Source organism: Hymenobacter fodinae, assembly GCF_004745825.1.
GTDB classification, from domain to species: Bacteria; Bacteroidota; Bacteroidia; order Cytophagales; family Hymenobacteraceae; genus Hymenobacter; species Hymenobacter fodinae.
Genome location: NZ_SRLA01000005.1, coordinates 75,149 through 100,574, shown reverse-complemented (window position 1 = coordinate 100,574; position 25,426 = coordinate 75,149). Strand labels below are relative to the sequence as shown.

Below are 25,426 nucleotides of genomic sequence, written 5' to 3'. Positions count from 1 at the left end.
GCTACTTACTCAAAACTTATAGAGCAGCCCGCAATACCCCAAGGATAGATTACAGCCGATGACCGATAATCAGAGCATGAAAATCAAGTTTAAAAATGCTCTTGTTTTCGGCTGGAAAGAGGTCATCGGCATTGTTGCCGTCTTAATGACCTGCGCCATCGTTTACGCGGGGATGCAGCACAGCATCGAAGAAAGCGCCGAGCGCATTGAGGAAATCAGCGATCGGCAGGTCGCGCGCTCCGCCTACGTCGATCAGAAATTCTCTGACGTCAACGAGAACATCAACAAGCTGCGGATGGACATGGCTGTTTCGCAAAGCAACCAGGGCGCGATTTTCAAGAAGCTCGACAAGATTGAGGATCTGTTACTGTCCGAGCGTGCCCGCCCCGCTGTGTATCAGACTGGCGGTAGCAACTGACCCGGCGCGTCAACTCCCTTGGGCTGTCGGTCCTGAAGCAATGGGAAGGTATTAGCGGCGGTAAACCCGTTCTGAAAGCCTACCTCGACAGCGTTGGCGTGTGGACCATCGGCTGGGGCCATACCAAGGGCGTCTGCGCCGGATTGACCTGCACGATCGAGCAGGCCGAGGCGTGGTTGCAGCAGGACCTGGCCGACGCCATTCATACCGTGGAAACCGGCGTCAAGGTGCGGCTGACCGATAACCAGTTTGCCGCGCTGGTGATCTTCGCCTTCAACGTTGGCGTGGGTTCTTTCAAGTCCAGCACCTTGCTGCGGATGCTCAATCAGGGCCATTACAATCAGGTGCCGCGCCAATTATTGCGCTGGAACAAAGGCCGCGTCGGTGGTAAACTGGTGGTCATACCTGGCCTGACAAACCGACGAAACGCGGAGATTGACTTGTGGCAAACGGTGTAAGCGGCGAATACGACTTCCCCACCGTCCGCACTGGCTCCAAGGCTTTGCTCATCATGGCAACGGTCGTCGTATGCCGCATTCTGATAACGGGCGCGACTACCAACACCGTCGAAACCCTGAAAGCCATCCTGACAGCCATTGGCGCAACGCACGGCCTCTTGGTGCTGGGCGGCGGTTTCATCAATTCAACCTTTGCCCGCCCGCGTGAACCAGTCGAAGAAACCGTGACCACGACGCGCACGGTTGCGCCCGCTGCCAAGGTCGATACTGTCAACGTCGCTGCGGAGAACGTGAATGTTTCTTAAGGGGCTGTCATGGAAATTCTGGTTATCCGCTGTTTTCGCCGCCGCAGTGGCCGCGTTTTTATTTGGCTGCAATATCGGCTCGGAGCGAGCGGCTACCCGGTGCGAAACCGAAAAGAAAGCCCTTACCGCCCAGCTTACCGGCCAATCCCTCGCAGCCCAACTGACAACCGAAAGGACTGACAATGCTTACCAAGCTGGCCTTGCTGCCCGTGACCGCGATCTTGCTGACGCAATGCGCGAACAATCCTGCCTGCTCATCACCGATCATCCCGCGAGCCTCGGCCAGCCTGATGCAGCCCACCAGCCAAAACAGCCGCGTCAAGGAAATGCAGTCAATTCTGCAACCCTCACCCGCTTCGCTGGGCAATGCGAAACCGACCGCCTCAAAGTAATTGGGCTGCAGCAGTCTATCCGCGACATCTATAAGGCTCTCGGCCAGTGATCCGCCGCCTGCGCCTGTGGTGGAAAGCCTATTTCCGGCGATATGAGCTGCGCCACGTCACCGCGTTGGTGGATCAGTACCGCGAACCCTCGGGCCGCGTCACCGCCGAGTTTTACCGCTCGTGGGAATGGCACGAGGTGCGCTATGACTTCCTGCGCTCCTGTAAGAATCGGCTGCGGTGCTGGCTGTGCCGGCGCCAACGCGGCGACCGTAACGAGGCCGGGGATGCGGTGAGGCTGGTGGTCGATCACATCTACCCCGTCAGCCGTTACCCGCATCTGGCCCTCGATACCGATAACCTCCAACTGCTCTGCAACGACTGCAACCGGGGCAAGTCGAACCGGCATACCCACGATTACCGCTAATCAGGTTCCTGGCCCTGATCGCGCTCCCGGTCCCGCTTCTCCTGATCTTCCAGTATCCGGCGCAGGTTGCTTTCCTTGTCAGCTGGATCAGGCACGTTGTCAGAAAATAGCCTGGCTACCCGGTCAACCCGCTCCTGCCGGGTCGTTTCCCGCTTGCTGATGTCCGGGCTGTTCTCGGCAAACCGGTCAGCCACCTCCCGCTTGGCCATGCGGCCTTGAGCCTCTAACTCGGCCTCGATGCGTTTGGCTATGGCATAGTGCTGCCGGTCATAGTCCTTCGTGCGCTTGTGGCCGAACTCCAGCTCCATCTGGATTTTGGCCTGCACCAGCCTGTGCCGCATATGGCTATCCGAGATCAGCTTGCCATCCTCACGGCTGTAGCGCTCCCAGCCGACGTGAATGTGGGTACGCGGCTCGCCGTCCTTGCCCTTCTTCTCGTGCAGCACGACAAAGCGCCGCTGGCCTTCCAGCCCCAACCACTTTTCAGCAATGTCGGCGCTGCGTAGCCACTGCTCATAGGTCATGGTCCGGTCCTCTCCCGGCGACGGATTGATCGACACCGACATAAAGGGTTTGGTGCTGCCCGCCTGCGCGCCGGTTAAGGACATTTCCAAGATGGACTGCGCGAGGCTGTCAGGAAAACTGGTGCCGCGAATGTCCAGCACCTGGGCGCGGTCGTTCGTGTTCTTGAACAGGTACTCGGCCCAACTCCCTGCCCCACGGGTGTTACCTTTTAGCAGCATGGCTTAGCAGTTCCATTCCATACTTCGCCAGCTTCTGCAGGTCGAGCGCTACCTCGGTTTTCAGCAGGCTGCCGATGTCTGCTTTATCCAGCGATTGCCGAGCCAGCGCCAACTCGTTTATCAGACACACCAGCTCCGCGCCGTAGGGGTCATCAATCCGGCTGCGAACCAGCGCCGAGCGGTTGCCGCCCGTAAGCCGGTCTGCCTGCCGCTGCAGCTTGCGACACGCAGCTTCCGTCATCGGCGTGCGCTCGATGTGCGAAAATTTTTCGGAAATCTTTTTCGGAGGGCGGGCCATACCACAAGTTATAGTATGTCACCTGATAATCATAGACATAAAAACGTTTCTATGGTCATGAAAACACACTTTGCCACCTGCGGAAACGCGCCGCGTGGCTTAGCGTCTGGGCGAACTCGACAGGGCGTCGCGGGCGCACCGGCAGGCTCTCCCGACGCCACTTGAGGCGGGGATGCCCCATGCGTGTGAATTTGGTGATCTCAAGAAATAATTGTAATTGAGACGGGCTTCAATTTACTGTTCACCTTAAACCCATTGCAGCATGAAGCCCCTCAACATTACCGAGCAAGACGTGCGAACGCTGCTCACCAATCAACCTAATCCAAGTTTACTCCCGAAGGTGATTTTGTTCATCGTCGGGCTGATCCTCACTCCGCTTACTATGGCGGGCGCCCTGTGGGGCTACATCCGTGGCTACATGCGCTTCTTGGCGCCTCAAGGCAAGTACCCAGACCTGGCCGAGTTCCCCAATATCGTCAAGCTGGGGATGGTGATTTTTGCAGCCCTGGCATGGGTGCTAGTCGTTGGCATCGGCTGGACTGCCTTCCATGTGTTCGAGTTCTTTTTTGAAGATTTCGTAGAAAAGACCCTGGCCATTCAGTTCTTCGTTTTCAACGCTATCTTCTCGGTTATTGTGTTTGCCGCGTTCACCATCTGGCAAAAACGCTTCATCCGCACAATCACCGAAATGACCCGCCACGGCTCGGGGCGGCTGGGTGGCGTCGATGACTTGGCCGATTTCATCAACACGCACGGCGTCTACATCGGGGGTATCATGTCCTATCCCCGGATGGGCCACATTTTGACTGTTGGCTCGACCCGCTCGGGCAAAGGAACCAGCCTAATTATACCGGCGCTGCTCGATGCCACTCCTTACGAGGGTTCCTGGGTTGTCATCGACCCTAAGGGTGAGAATGCGGCCATCACGGCACGCCACCAGCGGAAAAAGGGCCAGAAGGTGCTGATGCTCGACCCGTGGGGCGTACAGACGAACATGCCCGCCACGCTGAACCCAATGGATCTGCTCAAGCCCGGCGATCACCTGATTGACGACGTGATGATGCTGGCCGAAATGATTGTGCCGGAGAGTGCCAGCAAAAGCGAACCCTATTGGGATAACCGGGCGCGGTCCATAATTGCAGGTCTGCTGCTGCACATTTACCACGAAAAAGGAGCGATCACCTACCTATGGCAAGCGCTACGCCTTAACTCGAAGGAATTTGCCAGCCTGATTAATGAAATGCAGTACAGCCAAGACGAGGTTGTGAGAGCCACGGGACGTGAGCTTGAGAGCCTGGCGAAATCAGAAAAGACTTTCACCAGCATCATGTCGCACGCTCTCGATCACACGGACTTTTTGAAGTCGCCGGCGATGCAGCGCTCCTTATCGAAATCATCTTTCAATATGGATGATTTGACCGACGGGAAAACGACATTGTATGTCATCCTCCCGGCTGACAAGCTCAAGTCGCACTCGCAATGGCTGCGTCTTGTGGTAACAACATGCATGCGGACCAGCGTCCGGAACCATAAGGAACGGGTCACGTTCCTGCTCGATGAGTTTGCCTCGCTTGGTACGCTGAAGGAGGTGTCGGAATTTGGCCTGGCCGCCGCTGCCGGCTACAACATCAGCCTGTGGATGATCCTGCAGTCTCTGCCGCAGCTGCAAAACCTGTACGAAGACAACTGGCAGAACTTCATCGCCAACACGTCGGTCCGGCAGTACGTCGGCGTATCGGACAACTTCACGGCGGAATATGTGTCGAAGTCGATGGGGCAGGCGACTATCATGACCACCGACGAAAAAGACCGGCAAACCAGCTACCAGACATCGGCGCGGTCGGTTCGGACGCCGGATGAGGTGCGTTATATCACCGACCACAATGTAATCCTGCAGATCGACCGTCGCCCGACGACAATCATGCCCAAGTACCCCTACTTCGTTAACCCAGCGCTGGAAGGGCGGCATGATCCCAACCCTTACCACAAGGCCGAGAAAAAGGAACCGGCCAAGCAGCCCAGCGCTCCTACGGGGCCAACCTATAAGCGGCGCGCAGTGTGAAGCTGGCCGCTTGGGTTTGGTCAGCTTGTGGCCCCGCTGGGGCAAATGACTTGGCGACACTGGACGGACTGGTCATAAAGGCATCACTCAATCCCTCATACTCATGCACCAGTACCGGGAACGCCTGTTGATCCATCTGGGCAAGAAACGCGTGTTCCGAGCCATCACCATTGCCAAAGAAGATTACCTTCTCGATCCGCGGATCAGCGATCGTTACGGCTGCCGCTTCTTCCGTCTGACCCAGGGTGACAATGTGCATCTGTTCGGGTTCGGGCTTGACCCGCAGGTGACGGTAGGTGAGATAGTCGAAGGGACTGACGAAAATTAACGCCGTGATGCGTTCAGCTTTCGGGCTGGCGGGTATCGTTCGGATGCCTGTCGGCCCGATTGTTTTTTCATGCTCCTGGTACTTCTCGGCGTTGCGGTAATAGCACCAATGCCCGCCCTTGTCGTTGGCGAAGGCGAACGCATTGACCTTGTTGATTGCCGCCTGCAGCAGCCAGGCTTCGCAGCCCGCCCGGGTCAGCCCGCGCCTCCCGATTTCGGCGAGCAGCGCGCGGTCGGTGATTTTAGGCTTGAGGCTTCTGATATGGGACAATGCGGTATGCTCCTGCAAGTCGGCGGCGGGCTGCCCGGAAGATGTTAGTCATTGTCCGGCCTCGTATTCGGCTAGGGCTTCTTTAAATGCCGCATAGCTTTTCTTGCTACGCACCTCACCAATCTCAACGCGGCGTACAAATTCCCTAGCAGCCTCCAACAGCTTGCTGTCGTCGCGCTTGGCCTCGCTCGGACGGAATAAGGCGGCGCGGATTGTATCGAGATGACCGCGCCATTTGGATGCCACCATTTGCATCGGCTTGCGGCTTATTGCTTCCAAAGCATCTAAAGCCGCCGCCGTTTCCTGATCGGTGACTTGCGGTTGCTTGGTTTCTGACATGTGCTTTCTAAAAATATCGGCTACACGAGTGCTGACAGGCTTTGCGGTACCGTTTGGCACAATGTCGCAAATTGCCTTTTGTATTTCGTTCTCAAGTGGCGTGTAGCCGTTCAGTTCGCATTTTTCTTGCATAAGTCTTTCCTTTCTTCGTTCATAGGCTCGTTTTGCTGATGGGTGCATGTCGTCCATTGTCACAGTCTGCGACGGTTTCTCGGGCGATGATAGATACCCATTGGCGGCGAGGTGGTCGATGCAGGCGTTCCAGCCTTGTTTGTGGCAGTCGCGATAAATACTGTCCTGCTTATCACTTGGTTTTTTCAACACCTCAACATCAACCGGCGCTGGATCGGGCAATTCGGGCGCGGCGGACAGCATGGCTTTGTAGATTGCTCGATAGGTACTGTCTCCTACATAGACAGGCTTTTTGCCAGCAACAATCATTTTATCCGTCGGCTCTTTCGGCGGTGGCGGGTAGTGCGTCGTCGTGTCGTATGTGATCGTTTTATGCATTGGTTGTTTCCTTGTATAGAGCTTGGGCGTAATAGACAGCAGGATAGTCAACGGATACCGATATGCCTCCATGAAGTTTCCAGCCATTATTTAGTTGGCGAGTCACTTCGGCTTTCAATCTTTCGAGGTCAGTCCCACTTACAACTTCATATTTTTTCATTCCCCGCCTCCCTGCTGCTCATTGGCGGCGGCTTCGAGGGCGGCTTTCGCTTTCAGTAAGGTGGATTGAGCATCTTTTAGCAAGGCGTGTTTACCCTCGGCTGTAAAAGAACATAGCCCGCCTGAAACCTGAATTAATGCTCTATCTATTTCCTCAAGCGCCTGTTGCTTGACCGGATCGTTTGCGGTGACCAACCTCAACAAACGGTCATATGCGCCTTCAGAAATCAGTATAAAGCCCTGCGGCACTTCACTCACAGGCTCGGCGCGTTCGGGCGATGGCACAAGGTCTGAGCGGATGTATTTTGTTGCCTTGTTGGGAATATCGACTGTTGAAACGTGTATGCCATCAAAGTAAACGGCGAATAGCTCATTAGGTAAAAATTCGGTCGTCTGGGTCATTTCGTCAATCTCTCCAATAGGCGTTCAATAAAGCCGGGATTGGCCTTGTTGTCGTTCGCGGGCAGCTGGATCTGGGTCATTGCAGCTTCGCTTGCTGCTGGCCACCCACGGCGCGGCCGATAGCGTTCAGTATCTCACCCTTGCTCTGCTGCAGCTCCATCCAGTGGAACGCCTTGCTGGCTTCGCTGGCGGCTTTCAGGAACGCGGCAGGGTCTTGCTTGCCCATCTCCATCCAGTTGGCCAGGTAATCGGCATGGTGCGGCTGCGGGCCGTCTGCGATACCCATCTCGGCGCAGAAAAACGCGCTGCCGATCTCGGCGACCAGTTCCTCGAACGCATAAGCATGATCGCCGAAGCGCTTGCCGAATTGCCGGTCGCAACGGCTCTTGTGACCGGTCGAGTGCGTCAGTTCGTGCGCCTCGGTGGAATAAAACGCCTCCGTCGCGGTCTGGTGTTCGGTCTGCAGGAAGTCACAGGCGGGCGGCATCTGGATATAGTCGCCCGTCAGGCTGTAGAACGCGCGGCCACCGCCGTAGCGAATATCGGCGCCGGTGTTGCCGATGAAGCGCTCGACGTGATCCAGCCGCTCGACCAAGCTGGGGCGCTCGATGATCTGCGGCCCCTCGAAGCCTTCCAGCTGGTATTCGTTGAACACCGCCGACGTTTTCAGGAACGGGATCTTCTTTTCGTCCTCGCCGTCAACCTTAATCAGCGTGTTGTAATAGCCGATGGTCGTGCCTTTCTCGCCGCGGCGCACTTGCTTGCCAGCTTCCTGCCACTGTTTGTAGCTGGCCCAGTTGTGGGTCTGGTAGCCGAGCTTGTCGGCGGCATCCCACAGGATCGGGATGTTGAAGCCGTTGTAGCGGTTGCCAGTCGTCGCGTTGTGCGGGATGGTGAAGGGAAACTCGCTGCCTCCCTCCCACGGCTTACGCCACGGCGGGCGACCTTCCATCACCATGTGCAAAAGGCTGTCGGCTAGTTTTTGTTGGGCTTCATTCTGGGGCAATCATTACTCTCCTGTTAAAATGGTGGCTCTTGGCCGGCAAAGCCTTGCGGCTTCGGTGGCGTGGGTTCGGTCGGCAGTCGCGCATCGCGGGTGATGCCCCGGCCATGCCAGATGTAGACCACAATCGACCGCTGGAAGGCGTCCAGCTCCCGTGGGTCGTTCAGCGCCTGGACGCCCCAATCAGTCATTCTGGGCGTTGGCACACGCGGCGCAAGTACAACGGCGTCGTCGCGGGCAATGTCCAGCGGGTTTGCAGCTGCCTGCTTGACGATCTCCATCATGGCTTCCGATGACTGGAAGCCGTCCCGCACGGCGATGTTATCGACGTTGTTGACGTAGCGCAGGGCGACTTCCAGCTCTGCGGCGGTCAAGGATTTTCTCCCGTGGCTTTTGCGATGGCTGCATCTACATCATCATAAGGACAATCGGCGTTCGGATTATCCTCGTTCCAAAAGGTCGAAACCTTTTTCAACGCTTCCAGCAAGTCAGGCGCGGCCGCGATTAGGCGGGCGTTGGCACGAGTTTCATCGGCTTCGCGCTGTGTCGATCCGTCGTAAACCGGCGTAATGACATTGGCGATTTTATAGCGGCTGCCCAGGCGTCCGCCGCGAACCCGGATATACGGCTTGTCGCATTCTTCTGCGAGCGTTTTCCAAGGCCCAGGCGTGTGATTCACTTCCCCGGCCATTATACCTCCTCCGACCAGTTGATAACGATGTACTTGCGCCATGTGTCCAGATCGGCATTAATCGCGTCAACGATGTCTTCGTAGGAAGGACGATCAGCCAGCATATCAATCGGCACTTCGATATAGGTTTCCTCGTGATCCGGCAGCCATACTTGCAGGTTGTTCCGCACCAAGGCCTCTACCAGCGTGTCGCTCTCGCTGTCGGCGTACTCGTCATGCCATACCTGAAGAACCATGTGGCCTTCCAGCTCATAGTTGCCGACCTTCAAGCTATCGACCGTCAGGTGGGCGGCATAAAGGCGGGCGCGAGCGTCGTTGAAGTCCTGACCGCTGTAGTCTGGAATTTTAGCTGCGATTTCTGCAAAGTTGGTGTAGCCGATCACGTCATAAGTCTCCGTTGTTGTTTTGTCTTGATATGATTACTATAGGCCGATTTGGCCGCTAGTGTCAACAAGTTTTTTCAGCTTTTTGCGATTTTTTTTGATCGTCTTTTCCGGCAGCAACCCATATTCTAGCATGTAGTCAATGCACAGCGTTTGCGGGCCGGAAAGCTTGTGTTCGCCTGCCTCCTGCTTTCGGATAGCCCGCCCGCCGTTGAGCCTGACGGCCTCGGCCATCTCGTCCTGTGACAGGCCGAGCTTCTCGCGCAGGGCTTTGGCTTCGGCTGGGGTGATGGTGGTATCGGTCAAGTCTATTTCTCCTAAAACAAGGTTAGCTGTGCGCCGACCTTGAACGGCTGCACTGGCTTTGGTTCAATAGCGATGACGGGCGGCTGCTCTGTCACTTCCTGGATAGCCTCTTGCGCCGTCGTTACCAGGGCGCAATCACCGCGCTGCCGCTTCAGCTTGTAATTCCAGCCGCCCATAATGTGCGCGGGCGTGTACCAGTGGCCGAATTCTTCCAGCGTCAACGTATTGCCATGCACCACCACGGCGGGGATGTGAAGCAACGACAACTGCAGATAGGCCATGTGGACGCAGCGGATGTCAAGATCGACGGCGGTAACGTGCAGTGCCTGCTGGTAATTCAGGCCGCGCGCCTTCATCTCGTCGGCTAGGCCGATGTTCATTGCCCCGGCTCCGCAAGCTGGCTCGCTGGCCTGGATAAAGCCACGCTGCTGTATGATGTCCTTAGCGCTCTCGTCAAACGTCAGGCCCGCCATCATGCGGCACAAGTGGTAAGGCGTGAAAAATTGCCCCTTATGCTCGTTATGGATTTCCAGCTCGTGAAAGGTCGCGCCTAGGATGTCGTCCGGCCCTTCCTCAAGGCCCATTACCAGCGCGCCCATCATCTGCGGAAACTGCTGCACTTCCTCCGGCTTGTACTTGCCGACAATCTCCATGTAGCGAGCCTCGCGCTTGTCGTACTGCGCCAGATCAACCGAGTTACTGACAGCGAGCGCGGCCATCTCTACGAAGTCAGCAAACACCTCATAGGTGGAATGGCGATGCGCTAAAGAGCGCACCACCTTGGCTATTTCCTGCGGGGCGCGGATCACTCCGCACCACCCAAACCTAACAGCTTGTTGATTTCGTCAATTTGAACAGCAGGGACACCACCTTTTGACTTGGCGCTAGCCTCGTCATACATCGCATAAAAATCAGCGCCTTCTGGCCAAACCGTTTTTAGCTGCTTGATCGTGTTGACGCTATAAAGAACAGAACCTATTGCCCGTAGTGCTTTCGCCTGATCAGCTTCAACATCTTTTTTTTTGTTGGCGAATTCTTGAGCCTTGATCGCTAAGTCACCACTGATATTACCTAGGATGCTACAGTGACGGCTGTAAGGGACGGGTACACCTTCTTTAATGCAAAGCATCAAATTATATCCACCGCAATTAAAGCGCAGACATTTGTCTTGGTGAAACCACTTTGTATCAAGCTTGGTCACAAGCTTTAATTCCTCAGGCGTAAACAAAGAGTGATAAAGCTCCAATGCCAGGTCGTTTTCCTCTTGCTTTATAGCATCATTCTCTTTAGTAAATTTCTGTTTAGTAGCATTGCGCGCAATGTTATCACGGATTTCATTGGTCAATCTGGACACGTCATACTCTCCTGCTTATTACGATCATGATTGACCGTAAAAACAGAATAGGCCATTACGGCCTATAGTGTCAACACCTATTTTATATAGTCGGCATATTTTTTTGTCGCCTCCGAGATCGTCGCCTCGGACGTAACGCCGTGGTGCGCCGCCATTGCCCTGACCGTCATCGCCCAGTAATCCTCGCCGCAGCGCGTCCGGTTGGTCGGCTGCTTGTCGGTCACCCCCAGCGCGTGCCGCGCCTTGGCCATGATGCAGGGTTTCAACTGAACGCCGTTGAGCGTGAACCGTGATGATGTTGCCATGAGTGTTGCTTCTTCCCGAAAACCAAAATGTGCGGGCGCAGCCCGTCACGCCAAGCAAGTTAAAAAAGAAAGCGCCCGAAGGCGCTTCCCTATTTAGGTGGTTCTTCTTAATTCCTCAAAAAGTATTGAGAGAACGCCTCGGTCAAGTGCCTCTCAACAACGTTGTCGGTTTTTGACTCCTCCACAATATCTATGAAGGCTTGACGCTCAGGGGTTGAGAACAAATCTCGGTCAAGGTCTTTAATAATCTGGTTGAGGTCCCAATATGGTACCCCATACCTTTCGGCCCAAGCTAATGCACCGTGAACTTCTTTGATGTGGGCTTTTTTCACCACGCTGTACTCCTCTACGGTCTTGTACAGCTGCTCTACTTGTTGCTTCGTCATAATGTGTTGTTGATTTTAATATTATAGGGTTAGCTACACCTGTTAGTTTTAAAGTCTAGCCAATTATTTTTTCCATGGCTCAGGTTCCCAGCACCGCATCCAGCGCCGCGTCGGCATCCTTGTGCATGAAGTGGCTCTGATATCCGATGGTCGTGGTCACGTTGCTATGGCGGTAAAGCTTCTGCAGCATCTGGATGCTGACCTTATCCCCTGCCAGCTGCGCGAAGGTGTGCCGTGCCATGTGCATGGTTAGCGCGCCGCTGATGCCTGCCCGCTGCTTGATGTATTTCCGCAGCACCTTATCGACGCGGCCCGTGGTGAACGAGATACGCCGCTGGCTGGCGTATTTGTCGCTCATGTCCGTCTCGCGCAAATCCGGGAAGATCAGCTCGTGGTCGCGGTCGTACTCGCCCAGCAGCCGCAACGCCTTCTCCGGCACCTTCAGCGACCCGACCTTGTCGTTCTTGCCCATCTGGTAGTGTAGCCGACCGTCGCGGATGTCCGACCACTTCAGGCGTAACAGGTCACTGACCCGCATGCCGGCGAAATAGAACGAGATCAGCCACAGGTTACGGGCGTGGTGATAGAACGGCTCCACCAGTTCCACCTGCTCAAGCGCGGTCACCTCGTCCTGTGACAGGCCTATCTTGACGCTCTCCGGGTATTTGATCTTGGTCTTGTCCTTGCCGAACGGGTAATGCTTGCGGTCCACCAGCTCCGCTTTCATGGCCTGGCTGTACACTGAGCGGATCACCACCAGGTGGTTGATGATGGTGCGCTCCTTTACCTCGAACGTGGCCTTCAGGTAAACGCGGAATTTAGCCAGCAGGGCGGGCGTAATGTCGCTGAAGGCGGTATCACCATCCACGAACGCTTTGAAGCGCTCCACGCGCGGTTTATCGGCCACATACTGGTTATAGCGCCCCGTGGTGCGCAGGTTCTCCAGGTATATGGCAGCCTGCGGCGCGAACGTGGCGCCGCCCTTCGGCTTGATCTTCTGCTTGACCGCCCGGCTGCTCACATCCTCCTTGACCGTTTCCAACTCGATGGACTTGTCGGTCGCCTCCGACAGCTTTTTGATCAGCAGGTTGTTTAGGCGCGTGGAATTGGGATGTGACTTAAGGACGCGCTGGCCCTTGGCGTCCCAGTCTTTTTCCAGCACATGATGGCCCAGGTAAACGTATGACGATTTGCGATCGCGCGTAATTCTGATGCAGAGCGGCATCGAGCCGTCGGCTTTCGGCTTTTTGCGGAGAACGACCTTAACTGACATTGGTACAACAGTGGTACAACAAAGCGCGGTTTGACCTGCCCTGATGTGGTTTGAACACACCTATAAGGTCGTGAAAAACCGCGTTTTAAGCAAGCCTGACCACATATTAAACCACATAAAACCAGCAACTTAAGGATTCATAACCCTGAGGTCACGAGTTCAACTCTCGTCCCCGCTACAAGAAAAGGCCTTCCTTTCGCAGGGAGGCCTTTTTATTTTTATTTCGCTAAACGGCGTGTTCAAATGCAGGTGAGTACAATCAAGCAGCTCAGCTTACTCTTTTGCTACTCTCCATGCATGCAGAAGCAGTGGAGATAGAATGAGGCTAGTTAGGCCGCCAGACATCAGAATGATTGTAAGGTGGTAAAGGTTTTCGAGGCGGATACTTTGCTGGAGTAACAACCGAAGCAGTATGATGCCCAGCGTCACGGCACCGAATATCAACCAGAAAGCTGCGGTATCGCGTTTGGGTATACTTAGCTTCTGCCGCCGCAATTGCAGACTATACACAACCAAAGCTAGCGCCCCTAACACGGACCCAACCTTTTGGAGAAAGGAGTAAAACTTCATCTTGAAGGCGCCTCCAAAGGCTTGCTGCAGCAAAAAAGGAAAATACCTGACCCCTCTCCCTTCAGGGTGGGTAAAGCTGTCCCACACTAAGTGTGAAACGGTTCCAATTAATAGCGAGAGTAAAACTACTCCGTAGTGCTGCTGGAAATACAGTTTCCAATCAAAGTGCAGGAATCTGGAAAACCGTTCGCGCAAGAATTGGGGCAGGTGTATAATCAATGCATTTCTGACAATTATGTGAAATGCAAAAGACAACACCAGGCCTAGGGGTAGATTAAAGTAAAAGATGCTACGCCACGTATGACTACATGGGTCAAACTCACTCATCCGGATAAATTTCTCAAAGTCGGGGGTCATACTACCGATTATTAAGCCAGTGGCAGAGCGCCATTTTTTGGGCAATGCCAACAATGGAATGACCACCGCTGGATGAGAAAATGTAAAGGGCATATTAATAGAAGTGGTGTAGAGGCTATAATCCAGTGCCAGAGTCTTAGCTCTAACATGCGCTGGTATATCCCATCTTCGCGACTGAAATATAGAGTACACTATATTTATTAAACTATTACTATATTTAAATCACGATTGTTGAGGTGGAGTTGTACCCTTGTTAGGCAAGCAAATAAGGGCTAATTGTGGAAAGCAAGCATGTATCTAGCCAATTACTAAAAGCCGATAGTGCACGCGCAGTCATTAGAGCGCCTCATCGAGATACCTGCTTAATAGACCCTATGTTCTTTGTATTTGTATGACTAGGGAATTACGCAACAGTTTTGGCGATGTATATCTTATTCTGGAATACAGCACCGCTACCCACTGGGTTTACTGTAATTGGCTAGGAACGCAGACCTACCAACAGGTAACTGCTGGAGCTGATGCTTGTTTAGCAGCTCTTCAAGAGCACAAGTGCGCCTACTTACTCAACGACAATCGTCATGTAATCGGCTCCTGGGACTTTGCCGTTGATTGGGTGGTAGCTAGCTGGGCCCCAAGAGCAATTGAGCAGGGGTTGACTCATATTGCGCACGTATTTAGCCCCGAGGGGCTTGCTACCATCTCAGCAGAGTACATGTACGATGGTATCGGGCCAGATCTGCATATGCACCTGTTCAACAACATGGAGGAGGCTCAAGCATGGTTATACCGTGCACAAGGCCGAAAAGAAACTGGCAGCAACTAGTGCAACAAGCGCATCTGCTCATACCAACAGCTTTATTGGCTGGTATACAGGCATCTTATACTATGCGCAATCAATACAAACAGTGTACTGGATTAGAGTACAAGTATTAGGGTTCCTATAATAATAAGCCCTGCTCCTACTCCGGCCTGCCACGTCAGTTTCTCGCCCAGAAAAAGTACGGAGAGCAAGATGGCCAGTGCCACGCTGAGCTTATCAACGGGTGCTACTTGTGACACCTTCCCGAGTTGTAGGGCTTTGAAGTAGAAGATCCACGACAACCCGGTAGCTACTCCTGATAGGCCTAGAAAAAGCAAATTCATCCGTGAAAGTGTATGCACTTCGGCTAGGCCACCTTTGAAGTACACAATGCCCCAGGCTAGGATTACAATGAACACGGTGCGAACCGCAGTTGCTAAGTTGGAGTCAACTCCTCTAATGCCAATCTTTGCCAAAATGGCGGTGAGTGCGGCAAACAAGGCCGAGAGCAATGCATATATCCACCACATAGCAAGGCGGGCAAGTAGTTATAGCCTAATACAGTGGCTGATCAGAAGTCGTTGTTAGTTGGGTCGCCATGTAATCTGAAGCCCAGGGGCACCGCTGAATCCGGCGGCGGACCGGAAGCCATAGCCCCCCTGCCACGTCGGTGAAAAGCTCATACCCTTCGGAATGATTGGTTTGCGGCCCCACCGGTTGCGGTGGGTGAGGTATCCGATGTGTGCCGATAGAATACCAATGCCTGCGCCAGCTACTACATCACTCTGCCAATGTTTGGTGTTGATCATTCGCAGGGCCGCCACGCTGGTTGCAATAGTGTAGGCCCCGATACCATACCACTGACTTTTATGTCGAAACTCGGTGTGCACAATACTTGCCGCCAAAAATGCCTGTGCTGTGTGCCCCGATGGGAACGATAAGTTGTCTGAACCATCAGGTCGAGTTTCTCGCGTCAGGTTTTTAATGGCGAATACGGATGTGAGCATGATCAACTCACTTTTCAAAATTACTAGGCCAGTGTTAATCCGATCATCCCTCGACTCTACGCCAGCCAGCGCTACGGCACCCAACTCGAGGTAAGGCGCAAAGATGAGAAAGTCGTCTAACCGGGTGCGGTACGTTGGGAACAGCTTATGAATGTCGCGGTTGGCTTGCTGGTTTGTATAAAAACCTCCCCCGTCGAAGGTGTACACCCCATACCCGATGAGCACTGCCGGTACAATACTAGCTTTCACCAGTTTGCCCTTATACCAAGGCATTTTAACGCTAGCTGGAACTCCCGCAGGATTCTCGAATTTATGCGTGGTATCGGTTGGTGTGACCGGCGAAGTTGGAACCTGGGCTACGGCAGGTAACAAGGAGGCAACCCACAGCAAGCTCCCCATGGAGCAGCCTGTAAGAAATGACTTCATATAAGAGGATGAGAGGGCCGCACGATGACTCGTGTACGGGAGACACAATCGCAATTGCTTAACATTTACGTAACACCTAACATTAGTTGCCTGCTCTAGGCCACTATTTCAGTGTGTTGTTGAGTTCACACGTGCACGAATTGTTCACATTGCACTTGATTAACTGCTCCTGCAGCCAGTTATGTACTTCTACAATTCTTTGTGTAGAAGCGTACTTTGATAAAGTCGGAATACATTGCCAGTAGTAAAAGAAAAAGAGCCTGACCATTAAGGTCAGGCTCTTTCAACAAGTGGCCTAGCGGGTAGGATTACTTGATTTTCTCGATGATGCCTTTGAAGGCCTCGGGGTGGTTGAGAGCGAGGTCGGCCAGAACTTTACGGTTCAGGTCGATACCAGCCTTCTTCAAACCGCCCATAAACTGCGAGTACGACAGGCCGTGCTCACGAGCGCCAGCGTTAATACGCTGAATCCAGAGGGCGCGGAACTCACGCTTCTTGGCTTTACGGTCGCGGTACGCGTAGAGAAGGCCTTTCTCAACGGCGTTCTTAGCAACGGTCCATACGTTCTTGCGACGGCCGAAATAGCCTTTCGCCAGACGCATTACTTTTTTCCGACGGTGGCGCGAAGCCACGTGGTTTACACTTCTTGGCATAACCTGTTTTTTTTGGCGGCCGGCGGCGGAGTTAGTGCCGCGGCTTTTGTTTCAGCCGGACGCCTGGTGAAAATTTGTTAACTGGATAAGAGCAGTAAGAAGGTTATCCGCTAGTTGCGGCGGCCTCACTCCTACTACCAAAAGCCAATTAGATGTTAAGCATGTCCTTTACGCGGTTCATATCGGCCGAGCTAACCAGAGTAGCATGCGTGAGGTTACGCTTCTGCTTGGTGGTTTTCTTGGTCAAGATGTGGCTTTTGAAGGCGTGCTTGCGCTTCACTTTGCCCGTGCCGGTTAGCGAGAAACGCTTCTTGGCGCCGGACTTGGTTTTTACTTTCGGCATTGTAGTGGTGGTAAGAAGTAAAACAACTGCGGCGGTCGGCTGCCTAGGGCCGGTGCGCCAGCGTAAAATGCGGCTAGGCCGCGGGTAAGCTATTCGGTATCCTTGTTGGCGGGCTGAGCAGCGGGCTTGGCTTCCTTAGGAGCATCCTTGCCACCTTCCTTCGGAGCAGCGGGCTTAGAAGGCTTTACAGGAGCCGCCGCTTTCGGGGCCAAATACAGGAACATCCGCTTGCCTTCCAGCTTAGGCAACTGCTCAACTTTAGCCAGATCCTCGAGGGCCTGAGCAAATTTGAGCAGCAGAATTTCGCCCCGCTCTTTGAAGACAATGCTGCGGCCTACGAAATGCACGTAAGCTTTGATTTTGGCTCCCTCACGCAGGAATTCCTGCGCGTGCTTCAGCTTGAAGGCGAAATCGTGGTCGTCGGTATTAGGGCCGAAACGGATTTCTTTGATGATAACCTTCGTTTGCTTGGCTTTAAGTTCGCGCGTCTTCTTTTTCTGCTCGTATTTAAATTTCGAGTAGTCGATAACGCGACAAACGGGCGGTACGGCAGTGGGCGAAATCTCAACCAGGTCGAGGTTTTGCTCTTGAGCCATCCGGCGGGCCTGCTCAATGGAATAGATGCCCTGCTCGATGTTTTCACCGACCAGGCGCACCTCACGGGCCGTAATCTTCTGATTGATTTTAAACGGCTCCTCGACTTGAGCGCGAGGGATGTAGCGGCGGTTAGGGGTTGCTATGGCTGTTCTCCTTAAAGGTGAGCTAAAAATTCAGTTTACTAGGATTGTTCCTGACAAGGGCCAGACACAATCCGTTCATTCAGGGGGCAAATATCCGGCATTTTTTCCAACACGCAAAAAGCCTATATTAAAATAGGCTCATAAGCTGCAGGAAATTCGACCTTATCAGCCTTTGACGACCTTGCCCCGCTAAGATGAGAACCGTTTAACGGCGTTTAGCGCAACAAGGTCGTCGTTATAAGCCAGATAATGCGAATATGTTAGGCGGTTTTACCGTCCATCATATCGTTTACTTGCTTCTGGAAGCTTTGGATAAATGACTCAATGGGCATCGAACCTACGTCGCCCTCGCCGTGCTTGCGCACCGACACGATGCCATTTTCCTGTTCCTTTTCTCCTACAATCAGCATGTACGGTACCTTTGATACCTCTGCATCCCGAATCTTCCGGCCGATTTTCTCATCGCGATGATCCACGGTGCCACGCAGCTCTGCCTGCACCAAACGGTCGTACACCTGCTGCGCGTAATCCTGATATTTTTCGGAAATGGGCAGTACGGCAAACTGCTCAGGGGAGAGCCACAGCGGGAAGTTGCCGCCGCAGTGCTCAATAAGTACTGCTACAAACCGCTCTAGCGAACCAAACGGTGCCCGGTGAATCATTACGGGGCGCTGACGTGAGTTATCGGAAGCAACATATTCCAACTCGAAACGCTCAGGTAAGTTATAGTCGACTTGAATGGTACCTAGCTGCCACTTACGGCCGAGGGCATCCCGCACCATAAAGTCGAGCTTGGGACCATAGAAGGCCGCTTCGCCCAACTCGGTAACCGTGTTTAGCCCTTTCTCGGCTGCTGCTTCCTGAATAGCTGCTTCAGCACGGGCCCAGTTCTCATCAGATCCAATGTACTTGGTCTTGTTTTCAGGGTCGCGCAGTGAAATTTGAGCGGTGAAATCAGGGAAATCGAGGGCTTTGAGCACGTAAAGTACGATGTCAATAACCTTCAAGAACTCCTCCTTCACTTGGTCGGGGCGGCAGAAGATGTGCGCGTCATCCTGGGTAAAGCCTCGTACGCGCGTCAGGCCATGCAACTCACCCGACTGTTCGTAACGGTATACCGTGCCGAACTCGGCCAAGCGCAACGGCAAGTCGCGGTAAGAGCGCGGCTTAGTTTTATAAATCTCGCAGTGGTGAGGGCAGTTCATGGGCTTAAGCATAAACTCCTCCCCTGGGTTTGGCGTCTTGATGGGCTGGAACGAGTCGGCACCGTACTTCTCGTAGTGGCCCGACGTCACGTACAACTCCTTCGAGCCAATGTTAGGCGTTACTACTGGCTGGTAACCCGCCTTCATCTGTGCGCGGCGTAAGAACTGCTCGAGGCGTTCACGCAAGGCAGTGCCTTTCGGGAGCCAAAGGGGCAGCCCTGCTCCTACCTTCTCAGAGAAGGCAAACAGCTCCAACTCCTTACCCAATTTGCGGTGGTCACGGCGCTTTGCTTCCTCTAGCTTCTCTAGGTATTCTGTGAGCTCCTTAGCTTTAGGGAAGGTAATACCATAGATACGGGTGAGTTGCTTGTTCTTCTCATCACCGCGCCAGTAGGCCCCGGCCACGTTCAACAGCTTGACGGCTTTGATAGGCGAAGTATCTGGAATGTGCGGACCACGGCACAAGTCGGTGAATTCACCCTGCGTGTAGAAGGTGATGGTACCATCTTCGAGGCGGTCAAGCAAGTCGAGCTTATACTCGTCGCCCTTCTCCGTGAAATACGCAATTGCATCAGCTTTCGAAACGTCCTGCCGGCGGTACTGGCTTTTCTTCTTGGCCAGTTCCAGCATTTTCGCCTCAATCTTCGGAAACTCCTCCGTCGAAATCGAGCGACCTTCTCCCAGATCAATATCATAGTAGAAGCCGTTTTCAATGCTGGGGCCAATGCCCAGCTTAACGCCGGGGTACAGGTCTTCCAGCGCTTCAGCCATCAGGTGAGCAGAGGAATGCCAAAACGTTGACTTTCCATCTTGGTCATTCCAGGTCAGAATTTCCACGGCGGCATTCTGGTCAATTGGGCGGTGCAAGTCGCGCACTTCGCCATTCACGCGGACGCCAAGTGCATTGCGGGCAAGACCCTCGCTGATGCTGGCGGCAACGTCGTAACCCGTAATGCCATCTACAAACTGGCGCACGGAGCCGTCGGGGAGCGTTATGTCAATCATGTGATAAAAGTGGGGTTTAGCTATACAAACAGCGTTAGCCCGCAAGTTAGAGGATTAGTTTTGGCTTTTCTGACTGCTAGGCGAGACAAGCACACGTTTGAGCGCGCTTATCCGACACGGAAAGCCTGAATACTTACCAACTGTAGGGCTTACAATACCGTTCCCGCGCTATATAAATATGGCCTACAGACCGGTGCCAGAGGGCTGTACAGTAATGGGCTCAACGGCCTCTACGGTTTGTCGCGGCCTCTCGTCCACCACAATGCCTTTGGCCCGGTTACCTACCTTCCAAGCTTTATACGTCCAGTGCCGGTTACCAGGATTCTCGGCAACTAATAGGCGATATTGGTCGGCTGCTTCGACGTAACGGGCCAAGCTTTCATAGCTTTCCGCCAGCATCTGCCGAGCTCCTGCTAACCTAGGAGCCCGACGCAGGGCGCGCTGCAAATGCGGAATAGCATTGGCATACTTGCGGTTTTTGAAGGCGACCAGAGCAATGCGGTAATCAGCGCGGTAGAAGGTAGTATCCAGCTGAACGGTGCGGGTGTATATGCGCAAGGCACTGTCTGGCTGGTTTTGAAGTTCAAATTGCCTTCCGTAATCGTACCAGAGCGGACCGTAGGTAGGCGCTAATTTGAGCCCCCGAGCCGCGTATTTGGCGGCAATGGCGGGCTGCCGAAAAGCATTTGAAAGAAATGCTAGCTGGTGCAGTGTTTCCGGCTGGCGCGGGTCGCGACTGAGGCTAGCGCGCAGATAGTCCAACGCCTGCACGGTGTCTTGGAGGCCTACGTACGCAATACCTTTATAGAAGAGCGCCGCTGCATGGTCGGGTTCCTGCTGCAAGGCCCGGTCTAACTGGTCGAGGGCGTCCTGGAATTGGCGCTCGGCCAAATAGGTCTCTCCTACTAGCAAGTTCAAGTCGGCGGAGGAATAGCCACGGCGGGAAGCCTCTTCCGCGGCTGTCAGGGCCAGCTTTAACTTTCCCTGAGCCCGAAGAGCACGAGCTTTTATGAAGTAGAACTCGGCTGGGCTATCATCTAACGCCAGCGCACGGTTGATGTCCTCAAGGGCTGCCGGGACCAATCCGGCTTCTAGGCGAAACCCTGCGCGGCGGGCGTACAACGACGCGTTACGGGGCTGGCGCGCAATGGCTCCTTCCAACTCCGCCGCCTGAATTTTAGGCCCGCTCTGCACGGTGGCCAAATTCACCATAACCTCCGGTCGCTCATCCGGGGCGCTATCCCCGCACCCCACCAATGTCCCCGCCAAAGGAACGACCCACAGGCAGGTTCGGAACAGGGAGCGAAACAGGGTAGTTGCAGAAGCCATCAGGGGGCAAAGATACATAGCCTTACTGGCCTAGCCACTCCCAGGCTGCTCCATAGGGTATTACTTGTGGCCTAGCGGCAGAAGCTCAGGCTTTATGCCGGATATGGCGCTGCAGTTGGCGGTGCAGTTGGCGGTTGAGCTGCTCAAGCAGACGGCGGCAGCGGCGACTTATTTCCAACTCCTCAGCCGTAACGGGGGTAAGTTCCATAGCCTCTTGCAGCACCGCAATGGCCCTGCTCCGCTGCCCCTGGTTTAAGTGCACCCGGGCTAGGTCGTAACAAAACTCAATGCGTTTAGGGCTAAGCTCATGGGCCCGGACTAAGGCATCAATAGCCTTGCGGGTACCGGCGCCGCTGGGCATGCCTCCTAGCAGTAAACGGCTGAAAACGCGCTCCAGCAAGTTGTAGTGGTCAACCCGATAATGCCAGCGTCCCAGCATCTGCCAAGCCTCTGCCCAATCGGGGCGGCGGGCTACGGCCTTGAACACGTGGCTTTTCATTTCTCGGTAGGCCAGTAGTCTTCCGCGCGCTCCTAACAAAGTAGCTTGGTTAGCGAGGGCCAAGGCCTCGGCGTAATGCCCCTCGGCTCCGTCTGCTCGCACCACCAGGGCCCGGTTGGCATATAACCTAGCGGCGGAGAAGTAGGCCGACTTCCGGGTCTCGTCCGTATAGCGTGCGCCAATCCGGACGCTCAGAATAGCGGCCTGCCAAAGTGCATTATAAGCGGCGGGGGCCTTAGCCAATACCTGCTCGTATTTCGCCAGTGCTTCTGAGTCGTGGTACTGCTCCTGCTGCGTTTTGGCTTGCTCCATGAGCAATTGCAACCCAGCCGGCAGACTATCCGCAGCAACTTGGCTGGCTGTCGTTGTGCCCTGACCTTGAGCAGCGGGCAATGCGCCCAGGGCGCCCCACAGGCCTAGAACTCCGAACGTAAAACGTAGAACACGACGCATAACCCCCATTGGCTTTGCAAAGCTGGGCGTTTTTACTGAAAGCTCCACTACTCTTAATTCTATGGTCTTGCCTACTTGCTAGGCCAGTATGAGTTGCTAGCAACAAAAAACCCCGCCGGGTGGCGGGGCTTTTGTATCCATTTAAAACAGTTTGAGCTGCGACTTAGGCGTTTTTAAAACGGCCTGGGCTTGGGCTACATCCGCTGCCGATATGTCCACGGGCCCCGTGTGCTCGGGCATGGTAGCAGCTTCGTTAGCAGCAGCTGCGCGCGGAATGGTAGCCGGTCCGCGCTTCTTAGCCACCTCCCGGCGCTGGGGCTCGGGGCCTTCATCGGTTAGCAAGGTCACGGCGTGAATCTTGAAGAAATTGAGCTTGTTGCCCATAGCCTTCCATCCTTTCACATCGATGAACTCGTGTAACAGGAATTTCTCGGTTTCCTTGTCGGCCTTCTTATCGCGCTGGAGCTTTACTTCTACTTGAGGCTCGTTGTGACACGTAGCACATATCAGCTTCGAGCCTTTGGTTTCCGAAATAAAGGTAAAGGGCTTATCTAACGTACTGGTTTCGATCTTGAAACGCTTCACATAGTGCGTTTTAGAATCACCTTCAATGTACACGCTGCTGATAACCGTATCCGGCTCAAGCTTACGCAGTAGTACAATGTTGGGCACATCGAAATGGTGAGCGGGATCCGGCGACTTTAGCTCATAGGTACCATTCTTATTCACCACCAAAATGGTGTTGTCCGTATCGAAGGTACCCAGGTAACGGCCGTGACCAGCGGTGTTGAGGCGACCTACCACGCTGTCAAAGAATACCTCCCGGCCGCCCAGCGTAGAGTCGCCGAGGCTTTTCTGGGTGATTTTCTTGATAGGCTGCTTAGTTACGATGTTGCCCATTGAGCCCTTGCCTTTGATGGCCAATTCCGCAAAGTCAAAATCGAACTGCTTTACTCGGGCCTGAGCTTTGTCAGAAAGTTGCACGCTTACAATCTCCGACTCAGAGTTGGGATTAGCCGTGAGGTAAAGCGTTTTCGTACCCTTGGTGCCTTTGGTGAGGTCGTAGGTTTTGTCGCGGGTGATGCCGGTCACCAGGAAGCGCTTGGCGAAGCTGATGCCCGAAGCGCCATCCTGATAAATCATGTTGTACACAAGTCGGTCGTCGTTCTTATTGTACACGCCAGCGTGCAAGATGTCTTTCCCAACGAAAGTCTTCTCGGCAATTTTGGATACCATGAAAGTGCCATCCCGCTTGATAGCGATGATGTCGTCGAGGTCAGAGCAGTCACAGATGTATTCTACCTGCTCGTCCTTTTTTAGGCCATAGCCCACAAATCCGTCGCGGCGGTTTACGTAGAGCTTCTGGTTGGCCACGGCTACTTTCTGAGCCGTTACTACATCGAAAGTGCGCAGTTGCGTTTTACGCTCCCGAGTGGTGCCGTATTTCTTCAGCAGCCCTTCAAAGTAGTGAATGGCGTAGCGGGTGATGTTAGCCAGGTGGTCGGCTACCTCTTCCAGCTCGGTTTCAAGCTTCTGGATGTACTCTTCAGCCTTAAAGCCATCGTACTTCGAAATGCGCTTGATGCGAATTTCTGTCAGGCGCGTGAGGTCTTCTTGGGTAATAGCCCGGCGCAAGACGATACGGGTGTCATTGGCTTTGGGCTTTTCGCCTTCAATGCGCACGAACTTCCGTAGGCCACTATCAATGGTCTGGAGAATGTCTTCCCAAGTTTCGCACTCCTCAATTTTGCGGTAGATGCGGTTCTCGATAAAGATCTTCTCTAACGAAGCTGAATGCCACTTCTCCTGCAGTTCTTCCTGCCTGATTTCCAGCTCCCGCTCCAGCAGGCGCACCGTTTTTTGGGTGCTGAGGCGCAGCATGTCCTCCACCGCTACAAAACGAGGTTTCTCCTCAATAATGACGCAGGTATTGGGCGAGATGCTGATTTCGCAATCCGTGAAGGCGTAAAGAGCATCCATGGTGAGGTCGGGGCTCACGCCCGTGGGCAGGTGCACCTGAATCTCTACCTCAGCGGCCGTATTATCGACTACCTTCTTGATCTTGATTTTATTCGCTTCCGAGGCCTTCACGATGCTTTCCATCAGCGCCGTAGTGGTGGTGCCGTACGGAATGTCGCGAATGATGAGCATGGTCTTGTCGGCCTTCTCAATGGTGGCGCGCAAGCGAATCTTTGAGCCGCGTAGGCCACCATTATAGTTCGATACGTCGCAGAGGCCACCCGTGGGGAAGTCGGGGAAGAGCTGAATGTCGCGGCCCCGGAGTACGTCGATGCTGGCCTTGCACAACTCGCGGAAGTTGTGGGGCATAATCTTCGTGGACAGACCTACGGCAATACCTTCTACGCCCTGCGCCAGCAACAGCGGAAACTTCACGGGCAGCGTGGTAGGCTCGCGCTTGCGGCCGTCGTAGCTCATCTGCCACTCCGTGATGTCGGGGTTGAACACCACATCCAGAGCAAACTTGCTCAGGCGGGCTTCAATGTAACGCGGAGCAGCCGCTCCGTCACCAGTCCGGATGTCGCCCCAGTTTCCTTGTGTTTCAATGAGCAGGTCCTTCTGGCCCAGGTTCACCATGGCATCCCCAATAGAGGCGTCGCCGTGGGGATGGTACTGCATGGTCTGCCCAATGACGTTGGCTACCTTGTTGAAGCGGCCATCGTCCATTTCCTTCATGGCGTGCAGAATGCGGCGCTGAACGGGTTTGAGGCCGTCCTCAATGGCGGGCACGGCACGCTCCAAAATTACGTAGGAGGCGTAGTCCAGAAACCAGTTCTGGTACATGCCGTTCACGGTGGCCACGTCATGAATGGTCTCACCGGGCGCAAACTTGGGCTCCTCCTCCGTTTCTTCTGTCACCGGCTCTGGCTCGGTCACGGCGTGCACGTCGGCGCCCGACTCCGCGAGGAGTAGTTCACCTGATTCGCTCACCACTGATTGCGCGGGCTCGTCCGCGGGAGTTTCAGCATCCGCCGACTGATCCGGCGCGGACCCAAACTCAAAGGAGTCGCCGGAGCCAAACATGTTTGGCTGCTCTTCTTGGTTTGGGTCTTGGGGGTTCGTCTCTTCTGACATTACGGGGTGTGGCCTAGGACCACGGTTATTGTTCTTGTACCTCTCTCCCGCTCTCACACCACGAAGTGATGAAAGCAGAAGGTTATAAACTATTGACTGTCCAGCTTTCGCTGACTAGTCGCCGGTGAGGGAGCTTTAGCCTGTTTG

General features: G+C 54.3%; 32 protein-coding genes and 1 pseudogene. 7 read left to right on the top strand and 26 right to left on the bottom strand.

All coding sequences use genetic code 11. The features are described from left to right. Positions 1 to 58: 58 nt before the first annotated feature. The 5 genes from EU556_RS20720 to EU556_RS20700 are packed head-to-tail and all read left to right on the top strand — an operon-like array spanning position 59 to position 1,988. Positions 59 to 418 (top strand): hypothetical protein, encoded by a 360-nt coding sequence (locus EU556_RS20720; protein WP_135436064.1) that lies wholly within the window; start codon positions 59 to 61, stop codon positions 416 to 418. Then, positions 415 to 876, top strand: a complete 462-nt coding sequence (locus tag EU556_RS20715) for a lysozyme (RefSeq protein ID WP_135436063.1) — start codon at positions 415 to 417, stop codon at positions 874 to 876. Before EU556_RS20720 ends, EU556_RS20715 begins: the two co-directional genes overlap by 4 nt. 53 nt (positions 877 to 929) lie before the next feature. Further along, positions 930 to 1,181 carry a hypothetical protein gene (locus EU556_RS20710; protein ID WP_135436062.1) on the top strand — a complete coding sequence of 84 codons (252 nt, stop codon included), beginning with the start codon at positions 930 to 932 and terminating at the stop codon, positions 1,179 to 1,181. Then, positions 1,171 to 1,623, top strand: a complete 453-nt coding sequence (locus EU556_RS20705) for a hypothetical protein (protein ID WP_135436061.1) — start codon at positions 1,171 to 1,173, stop codon at positions 1,621 to 1,623. The genes EU556_RS20710 and EU556_RS20705 overlap by 11 nt, the downstream gene beginning before the upstream one ends. Further along, on the top strand, positions 1,620 to 1,988 hold the full coding sequence (locus EU556_RS20700; RefSeq protein ID WP_135436060.1) for an HNH endonuclease: 369 nt from the start codon (positions 1,620 to 1,622) through the stop codon (positions 1,986 to 1,988). The genes EU556_RS20705 and EU556_RS20700 overlap by 4 nt, the downstream gene beginning before the upstream one ends. On the opposite strand, the gene EU556_RS20695 is transcribed toward EU556_RS20700, so the two are convergent. Then, entirely contained in the window at positions 1,985 to 2,731 is a 747-nt protein-coding gene (locus EU556_RS20695) for a relaxase/mobilization nuclease domain-containing protein (RefSeq protein ID WP_135436059.1), read from the bottom strand. The genes EU556_RS20700 and EU556_RS20695 overlap by 4 nt on opposite strands. Beyond that, a complete protein-coding gene (locus EU556_RS20690; protein WP_135436058.1) occupies positions 2,715 to 3,029 on the bottom strand; it encodes a hypothetical protein in 315 nt (104 codons plus the stop codon). Before EU556_RS20690 ends, EU556_RS20695 begins: the two co-directional genes overlap by 17 nt. A 262-nt stretch (positions 3,030 to 3,291) precedes the next feature. On the opposite strand from EU556_RS20690, the gene EU556_RS20685 reads away from it, so the two are divergent. Further along, positions 3,292 to 5,091, top strand: coding sequence for a type IV secretory system conjugative DNA transfer family protein (locus EU556_RS20685; protein WP_135436057.1), 1,800 nt, complete (start codon positions 3,292 to 3,294; stop codon positions 5,089 to 5,091). Here EU556_RS20685 and EU556_RS20680 read toward each other — a convergent pair. The 15 genes from EU556_RS20680 to EU556_RS20610 form a co-directional block, all read right to left on the bottom strand. Beyond that, positions 5,057 to 5,707: a hypothetical protein gene (locus EU556_RS20680; protein ID WP_135436056.1), complete on the bottom strand. Its 651-nt coding sequence runs from the start codon at positions 5,705 to 5,707 to the stop codon at positions 5,057 to 5,059. The two genes, EU556_RS20685 and EU556_RS20680, sit on opposite strands and share 35 nt — an antisense overlap. Before the next feature lie 30 nt (positions 5,708 to 5,737). After that, positions 5,738 to 6,538 carry a hypothetical protein gene (locus EU556_RS20675; RefSeq protein WP_135436055.1) on the bottom strand — a complete coding sequence of 267 codons (801 nt, stop codon included), beginning with the start codon at positions 6,536 to 6,538 and terminating at the stop codon, positions 5,738 to 5,740. Further along, a complete protein-coding gene (locus tag EU556_RS26860; RefSeq protein WP_135436054.1) occupies positions 6,531 to 6,698 on the bottom strand; it encodes a DUF1737 domain-containing protein in 168 nt (55 codons plus the stop codon). The genes EU556_RS20675 and EU556_RS26860 overlap by 8 nt, the downstream gene beginning before the upstream one ends. Beyond that, positions 6,695 to 7,099, bottom strand: a complete 405-nt coding sequence (locus tag EU556_RS20665; protein ID WP_135436053.1) for a hypothetical protein — start codon at positions 7,097 to 7,099, stop codon at positions 6,695 to 6,697. Before EU556_RS20665 ends, EU556_RS26860 begins: the two co-directional genes overlap by 4 nt. Positions 7,100 to 7,175: 76 nt before the next feature. Next, positions 7,176 to 8,105 (bottom strand): ArdC family protein, encoded by a 930-nt coding sequence (locus tag EU556_RS20660; protein WP_135436052.1) that lies wholly within the window; start codon positions 8,103 to 8,105, stop codon positions 7,176 to 7,178. A gap of 14 nt (positions 8,106 to 8,119) precedes the next feature. Further along, the gene (locus tag EU556_RS20655) at positions 8,120 to 8,476 is read right to left on the bottom strand and encodes a hypothetical protein (protein WP_135436051.1); all 357 of its coding nucleotides are present in this window, start codon (positions 8,474 to 8,476) and stop codon (positions 8,120 to 8,122) included. Next, entirely contained in the window at positions 8,473 to 8,781 is a 309-nt protein-coding gene (locus EU556_RS20650; protein WP_135436050.1) for a hypothetical protein, read from the bottom strand. Before EU556_RS20650 ends, EU556_RS20655 begins: the two co-directional genes overlap by 4 nt. Positions 8,782 to 8,792: 11 nt before the next feature. Further along, entirely contained in the window at positions 8,793 to 9,176 is a 384-nt protein-coding gene (locus tag EU556_RS20645; protein WP_135436049.1) for a PASTA domain-containing protein, read from the bottom strand. A 39-nt stretch (positions 9,177 to 9,215) separates the two neighbouring features. Further along, positions 9,216 to 9,482: a helix-turn-helix domain-containing protein gene (locus tag EU556_RS20640; RefSeq protein WP_135436048.1), complete on the bottom strand. Its 267-nt coding sequence runs from the start codon at positions 9,480 to 9,482 to the stop codon at positions 9,216 to 9,218. Positions 9,483 to 9,493: 11 nt separating this feature from the next. Continuing rightward, positions 9,494 to 10,291 carry an N-6 DNA methylase gene (locus tag EU556_RS20635; RefSeq protein WP_135436047.1) on the bottom strand — a complete coding sequence of 266 codons (798 nt, stop codon included), beginning with the start codon at positions 10,289 to 10,291 and terminating at the stop codon, positions 9,494 to 9,496. Next, positions 10,288 to 10,827, bottom strand: a complete 540-nt coding sequence (locus tag EU556_RS20630) for an Nmad5 family putative nucleotide modification protein (RefSeq protein ID WP_210116337.1) — start codon at positions 10,825 to 10,827, stop codon at positions 10,288 to 10,290. Before EU556_RS20630 ends, EU556_RS20635 begins: the two co-directional genes overlap by 4 nt. Positions 10,828 to 10,913: 86 nt before the next feature. Then, on the bottom strand, positions 10,914 to 11,141 hold the full coding sequence (locus tag EU556_RS20625) for a hypothetical protein (RefSeq protein ID WP_135436045.1): 228 nt from the start codon (positions 11,139 to 11,141) through the stop codon (positions 10,914 to 10,916). A gap of 107 nt (positions 11,142 to 11,248) precedes the next feature. Then, positions 11,249 to 11,527: a hypothetical protein gene (locus EU556_RS20620; RefSeq protein ID WP_135436044.1), complete on the bottom strand. Its 279-nt coding sequence runs from the start codon at positions 11,525 to 11,527 to the stop codon at positions 11,249 to 11,251. Positions 11,528 to 11,606: 79 nt separating this feature from the next. Continuing rightward, positions 11,607 to 12,800, bottom strand: a complete 1,194-nt coding sequence (locus EU556_RS20615) for a site-specific integrase (protein ID WP_135436043.1) — start codon at positions 12,798 to 12,800, stop codon at positions 11,607 to 11,609. A gap of 273 nt (positions 12,801 to 13,073) precedes the next feature. Next, positions 13,074 to 13,820: a DUF4184 family protein gene (locus EU556_RS20610; protein WP_135436042.1), complete on the bottom strand. Its 747-nt coding sequence runs from the start codon at positions 13,818 to 13,820 to the stop codon at positions 13,074 to 13,076. 298 nt (positions 13,821 to 14,118) lie between these two features. Here EU556_RS20610 and EU556_RS20605 point away from each other — a divergent pair, with 298 nt between their 5' ends. Next, a complete protein-coding gene (locus EU556_RS20605; RefSeq protein ID WP_135436041.1) occupies positions 14,119 to 14,550 on the top strand; it encodes a hypothetical protein in 432 nt (143 codons plus the stop codon). Between the two features lie 92 nt (positions 14,551 to 14,642). Here the strand turns inward: EU556_RS20605 and EU556_RS20600 are convergent, their stop codons facing one another. The 9 genes and pseudogenes from EU556_RS20600 to EU556_RS20560 all read right to left on the bottom strand — a co-directional run bounded on the left by EU556_RS20600 (position 14,643) and on the right by EU556_RS20560 (position 25,279). Next, a complete protein-coding gene (locus EU556_RS20600) occupies positions 14,643 to 15,056 on the bottom strand; it encodes an EamA family transporter (RefSeq protein ID WP_135436040.1) in 414 nt (137 codons plus the stop codon). A gap of 54 nt (positions 15,057 to 15,110) precedes the next feature. After that, positions 15,111 to 15,806 (bottom strand): phosphatase PAP2 family protein, encoded by a 696-nt coding sequence (locus EU556_RS20595; RefSeq protein WP_167855661.1) that lies wholly within the window; start codon positions 15,804 to 15,806, stop codon positions 15,111 to 15,113. A gap of 461 nt (positions 15,807 to 16,267) precedes the next feature. Continuing rightward, positions 16,268 to 16,612, bottom strand: a complete 345-nt coding sequence (gene rplT / locus EU556_RS20590) for a 50S ribosomal protein L20 (protein ID WP_135436038.1) — start codon at positions 16,610 to 16,612, stop codon at positions 16,268 to 16,270. Between the two features lie 148 nt (positions 16,613 to 16,760). Next, a complete protein-coding gene (gene rpmI / locus EU556_RS20585; protein ID WP_135436037.1) occupies positions 16,761 to 16,955 on the bottom strand; it encodes a 50S ribosomal protein L35 in 195 nt (64 codons plus the stop codon). A 182-nt stretch (positions 16,956 to 17,137) separates the two neighbouring features. Then, positions 17,138 to 17,695: pseudogene (gene infC / locus EU556_RS20580) on the bottom strand (translation initiation factor IF-3); the annotation flags it as partial. 260 nt (positions 17,696 to 17,955) lie between these two features. Next, complete coding sequence (gene thrS / locus EU556_RS20575) at positions 17,956 to 19,905, bottom strand: threonine--tRNA ligase (protein ID WP_135436035.1); 1,950 nt, start codon at positions 19,903 to 19,905, stop codon at positions 17,956 to 17,958. 183 nt (positions 19,906 to 20,088) lie between these two features. Continuing rightward, complete coding sequence (locus EU556_RS20570) at positions 20,089 to 21,234, bottom strand: tetratricopeptide repeat protein (RefSeq protein ID WP_167855660.1); 1,146 nt, start codon at positions 21,232 to 21,234, stop codon at positions 20,089 to 20,091. 85 nt (positions 21,235 to 21,319) lie between these two features. Further along, entirely contained in the window at positions 21,320 to 22,186 is an 867-nt protein-coding gene (locus EU556_RS20565) for a tetratricopeptide repeat protein (RefSeq protein WP_167855659.1), read from the bottom strand. Positions 22,187 to 22,327: 141 nt separating this feature from the next. After that, positions 22,328 to 25,279: a DNA gyrase/topoisomerase IV subunit A gene (locus EU556_RS20560; protein ID WP_245327816.1), complete on the bottom strand. Its 2,952-nt coding sequence runs from the start codon at positions 25,277 to 25,279 to the stop codon at positions 22,328 to 22,330. Positions 25,280 to 25,426: the final 147 nt, after the last annotated feature.

Excerpts from the sequence above, each read along its gene's own strand:
- EU556_RS20720 (WP_135436064.1), top strand. The coding sequence starts at position 59 with ATGACCGATAATCAGAGCATGAAAATCAAGTTTAAAAATGCTCTTGTT.
- EU556_RS20710 (WP_135436062.1), top strand. The coding sequence starts at position 930 with ATGGCAACGGTCGTCGTATGCCGCATTCTGATAACGGGCGCGACTACC.
- EU556_RS20705 (WP_135436061.1), top strand. The coding sequence starts at position 1,171 with ATGTTTCTTAAGGGGCTGTCATGGAAATTCTGGTTATCCGCTGTTTTC.
- EU556_RS20695 (WP_135436059.1), bottom strand. The coding sequence starts at position 2,731 with ATGCTGCTAAAAGGTAACACCCGTGGGGCAGGGAGTTGGGCCGAGTAC.
- EU556_RS20690 (WP_135436058.1), bottom strand. The coding sequence starts at position 3,029 with ATGGCCCGCCCTCCGAAAAAGATTTCCGAAAAATTTTCGCACATCGAG.
- EU556_RS20685 (WP_135436057.1), top strand. The coding sequence starts at position 3,292 with ATGAAGCCCCTCAACATTACCGAGCAAGACGTGCGAACGCTGCTCACC.
- EU556_RS20675 (WP_135436055.1), bottom strand. The coding sequence starts at position 6,538 with ATGCATAAAACGATCACATACGACACGACGACGCACTACCCGCCACCG.
- EU556_RS26860 (WP_135436054.1), bottom strand. The coding sequence starts at position 6,698 with ATGAAAAAATATGAAGTTGTAAGTGGGACTGACCTCGAAAGATTGAAA.
- EU556_RS20665 (WP_135436053.1), bottom strand. The coding sequence starts at position 7,099 with ATGACCCAGACGACCGAATTTTTACCTAATGAGCTATTCGCCGTTTAC.
- EU556_RS20625 (WP_135436045.1), bottom strand. The coding sequence starts at position 11,141 with ATGGCAACATCATCACGGTTCACGCTCAACGGCGTTCAGTTGAAACCC.
- EU556_RS20620 (WP_135436044.1), bottom strand. The coding sequence starts at position 11,527 with ATGACGAAGCAACAAGTAGAGCAGCTGTACAAGACCGTAGAGGAGTAC.
- EU556_RS20615 (WP_135436043.1), bottom strand. The coding sequence starts at position 12,800 with ATGTCAGTTAAGGTCGTTCTCCGCAAAAAGCCGAAAGCCGACGGCTCG.
- EU556_RS20610 (WP_135436042.1), bottom strand. The coding sequence starts at position 13,820 with ATGCCCTTTACATTTTCTCATCCAGCGGTGGTCATTCCATTGTTGGCA.
- EU556_RS20605 (WP_135436041.1), top strand. The coding sequence starts at position 14,119 with ATGACTAGGGAATTACGCAACAGTTTTGGCGATGTATATCTTATTCTG.
- EU556_RS20600 (WP_135436040.1), bottom strand. The coding sequence starts at position 15,056 with ATGTGGTGGATATATGCATTGCTCTCGGCCTTGTTTGCCGCACTCACC.
- EU556_RS20595 (WP_167855661.1), bottom strand. The coding sequence starts at position 15,806 with ATGCCTTGGTATAAGGGCAAACTGGTGAAAGCTAGTATTGTACCGGCA.
- rplT (WP_135436038.1), bottom strand. The coding sequence starts at position 16,612 with ATGCCAAGAAGTGTAAACCACGTGGCTTCGCGCCACCGTCGGAAAAAA.
- rpmI (WP_135436037.1), bottom strand. The coding sequence starts at position 16,955 with ATGCCGAAAGTAAAAACCAAGTCCGGCGCCAAGAAGCGTTTCTCGCTA.
- thrS (WP_135436035.1), bottom strand. The coding sequence starts at position 19,905 with ATGATTGACATAACGCTCCCCGACGGCTCCGTGCGCCAGTTTGTAGAT.
- EU556_RS20570 (WP_167855660.1), bottom strand. The coding sequence starts at position 21,234 with ATGGCTTCTGCAACTACCCTGTTTCGCTCCCTGTTCCGAACCTGCCTG.
- EU556_RS20565 (WP_167855659.1), bottom strand. The coding sequence starts at position 22,186 with ATGCGTCGTGTTCTACGTTTTACGTTCGGAGTTCTAGGCCTGTGGGGC.
- EU556_RS20560 (WP_245327816.1), bottom strand. The coding sequence starts at position 25,279 with ATGTCAGAAGAGACGAACCCCCAAGACCCAAACCAAGAAGAGCAGCCA.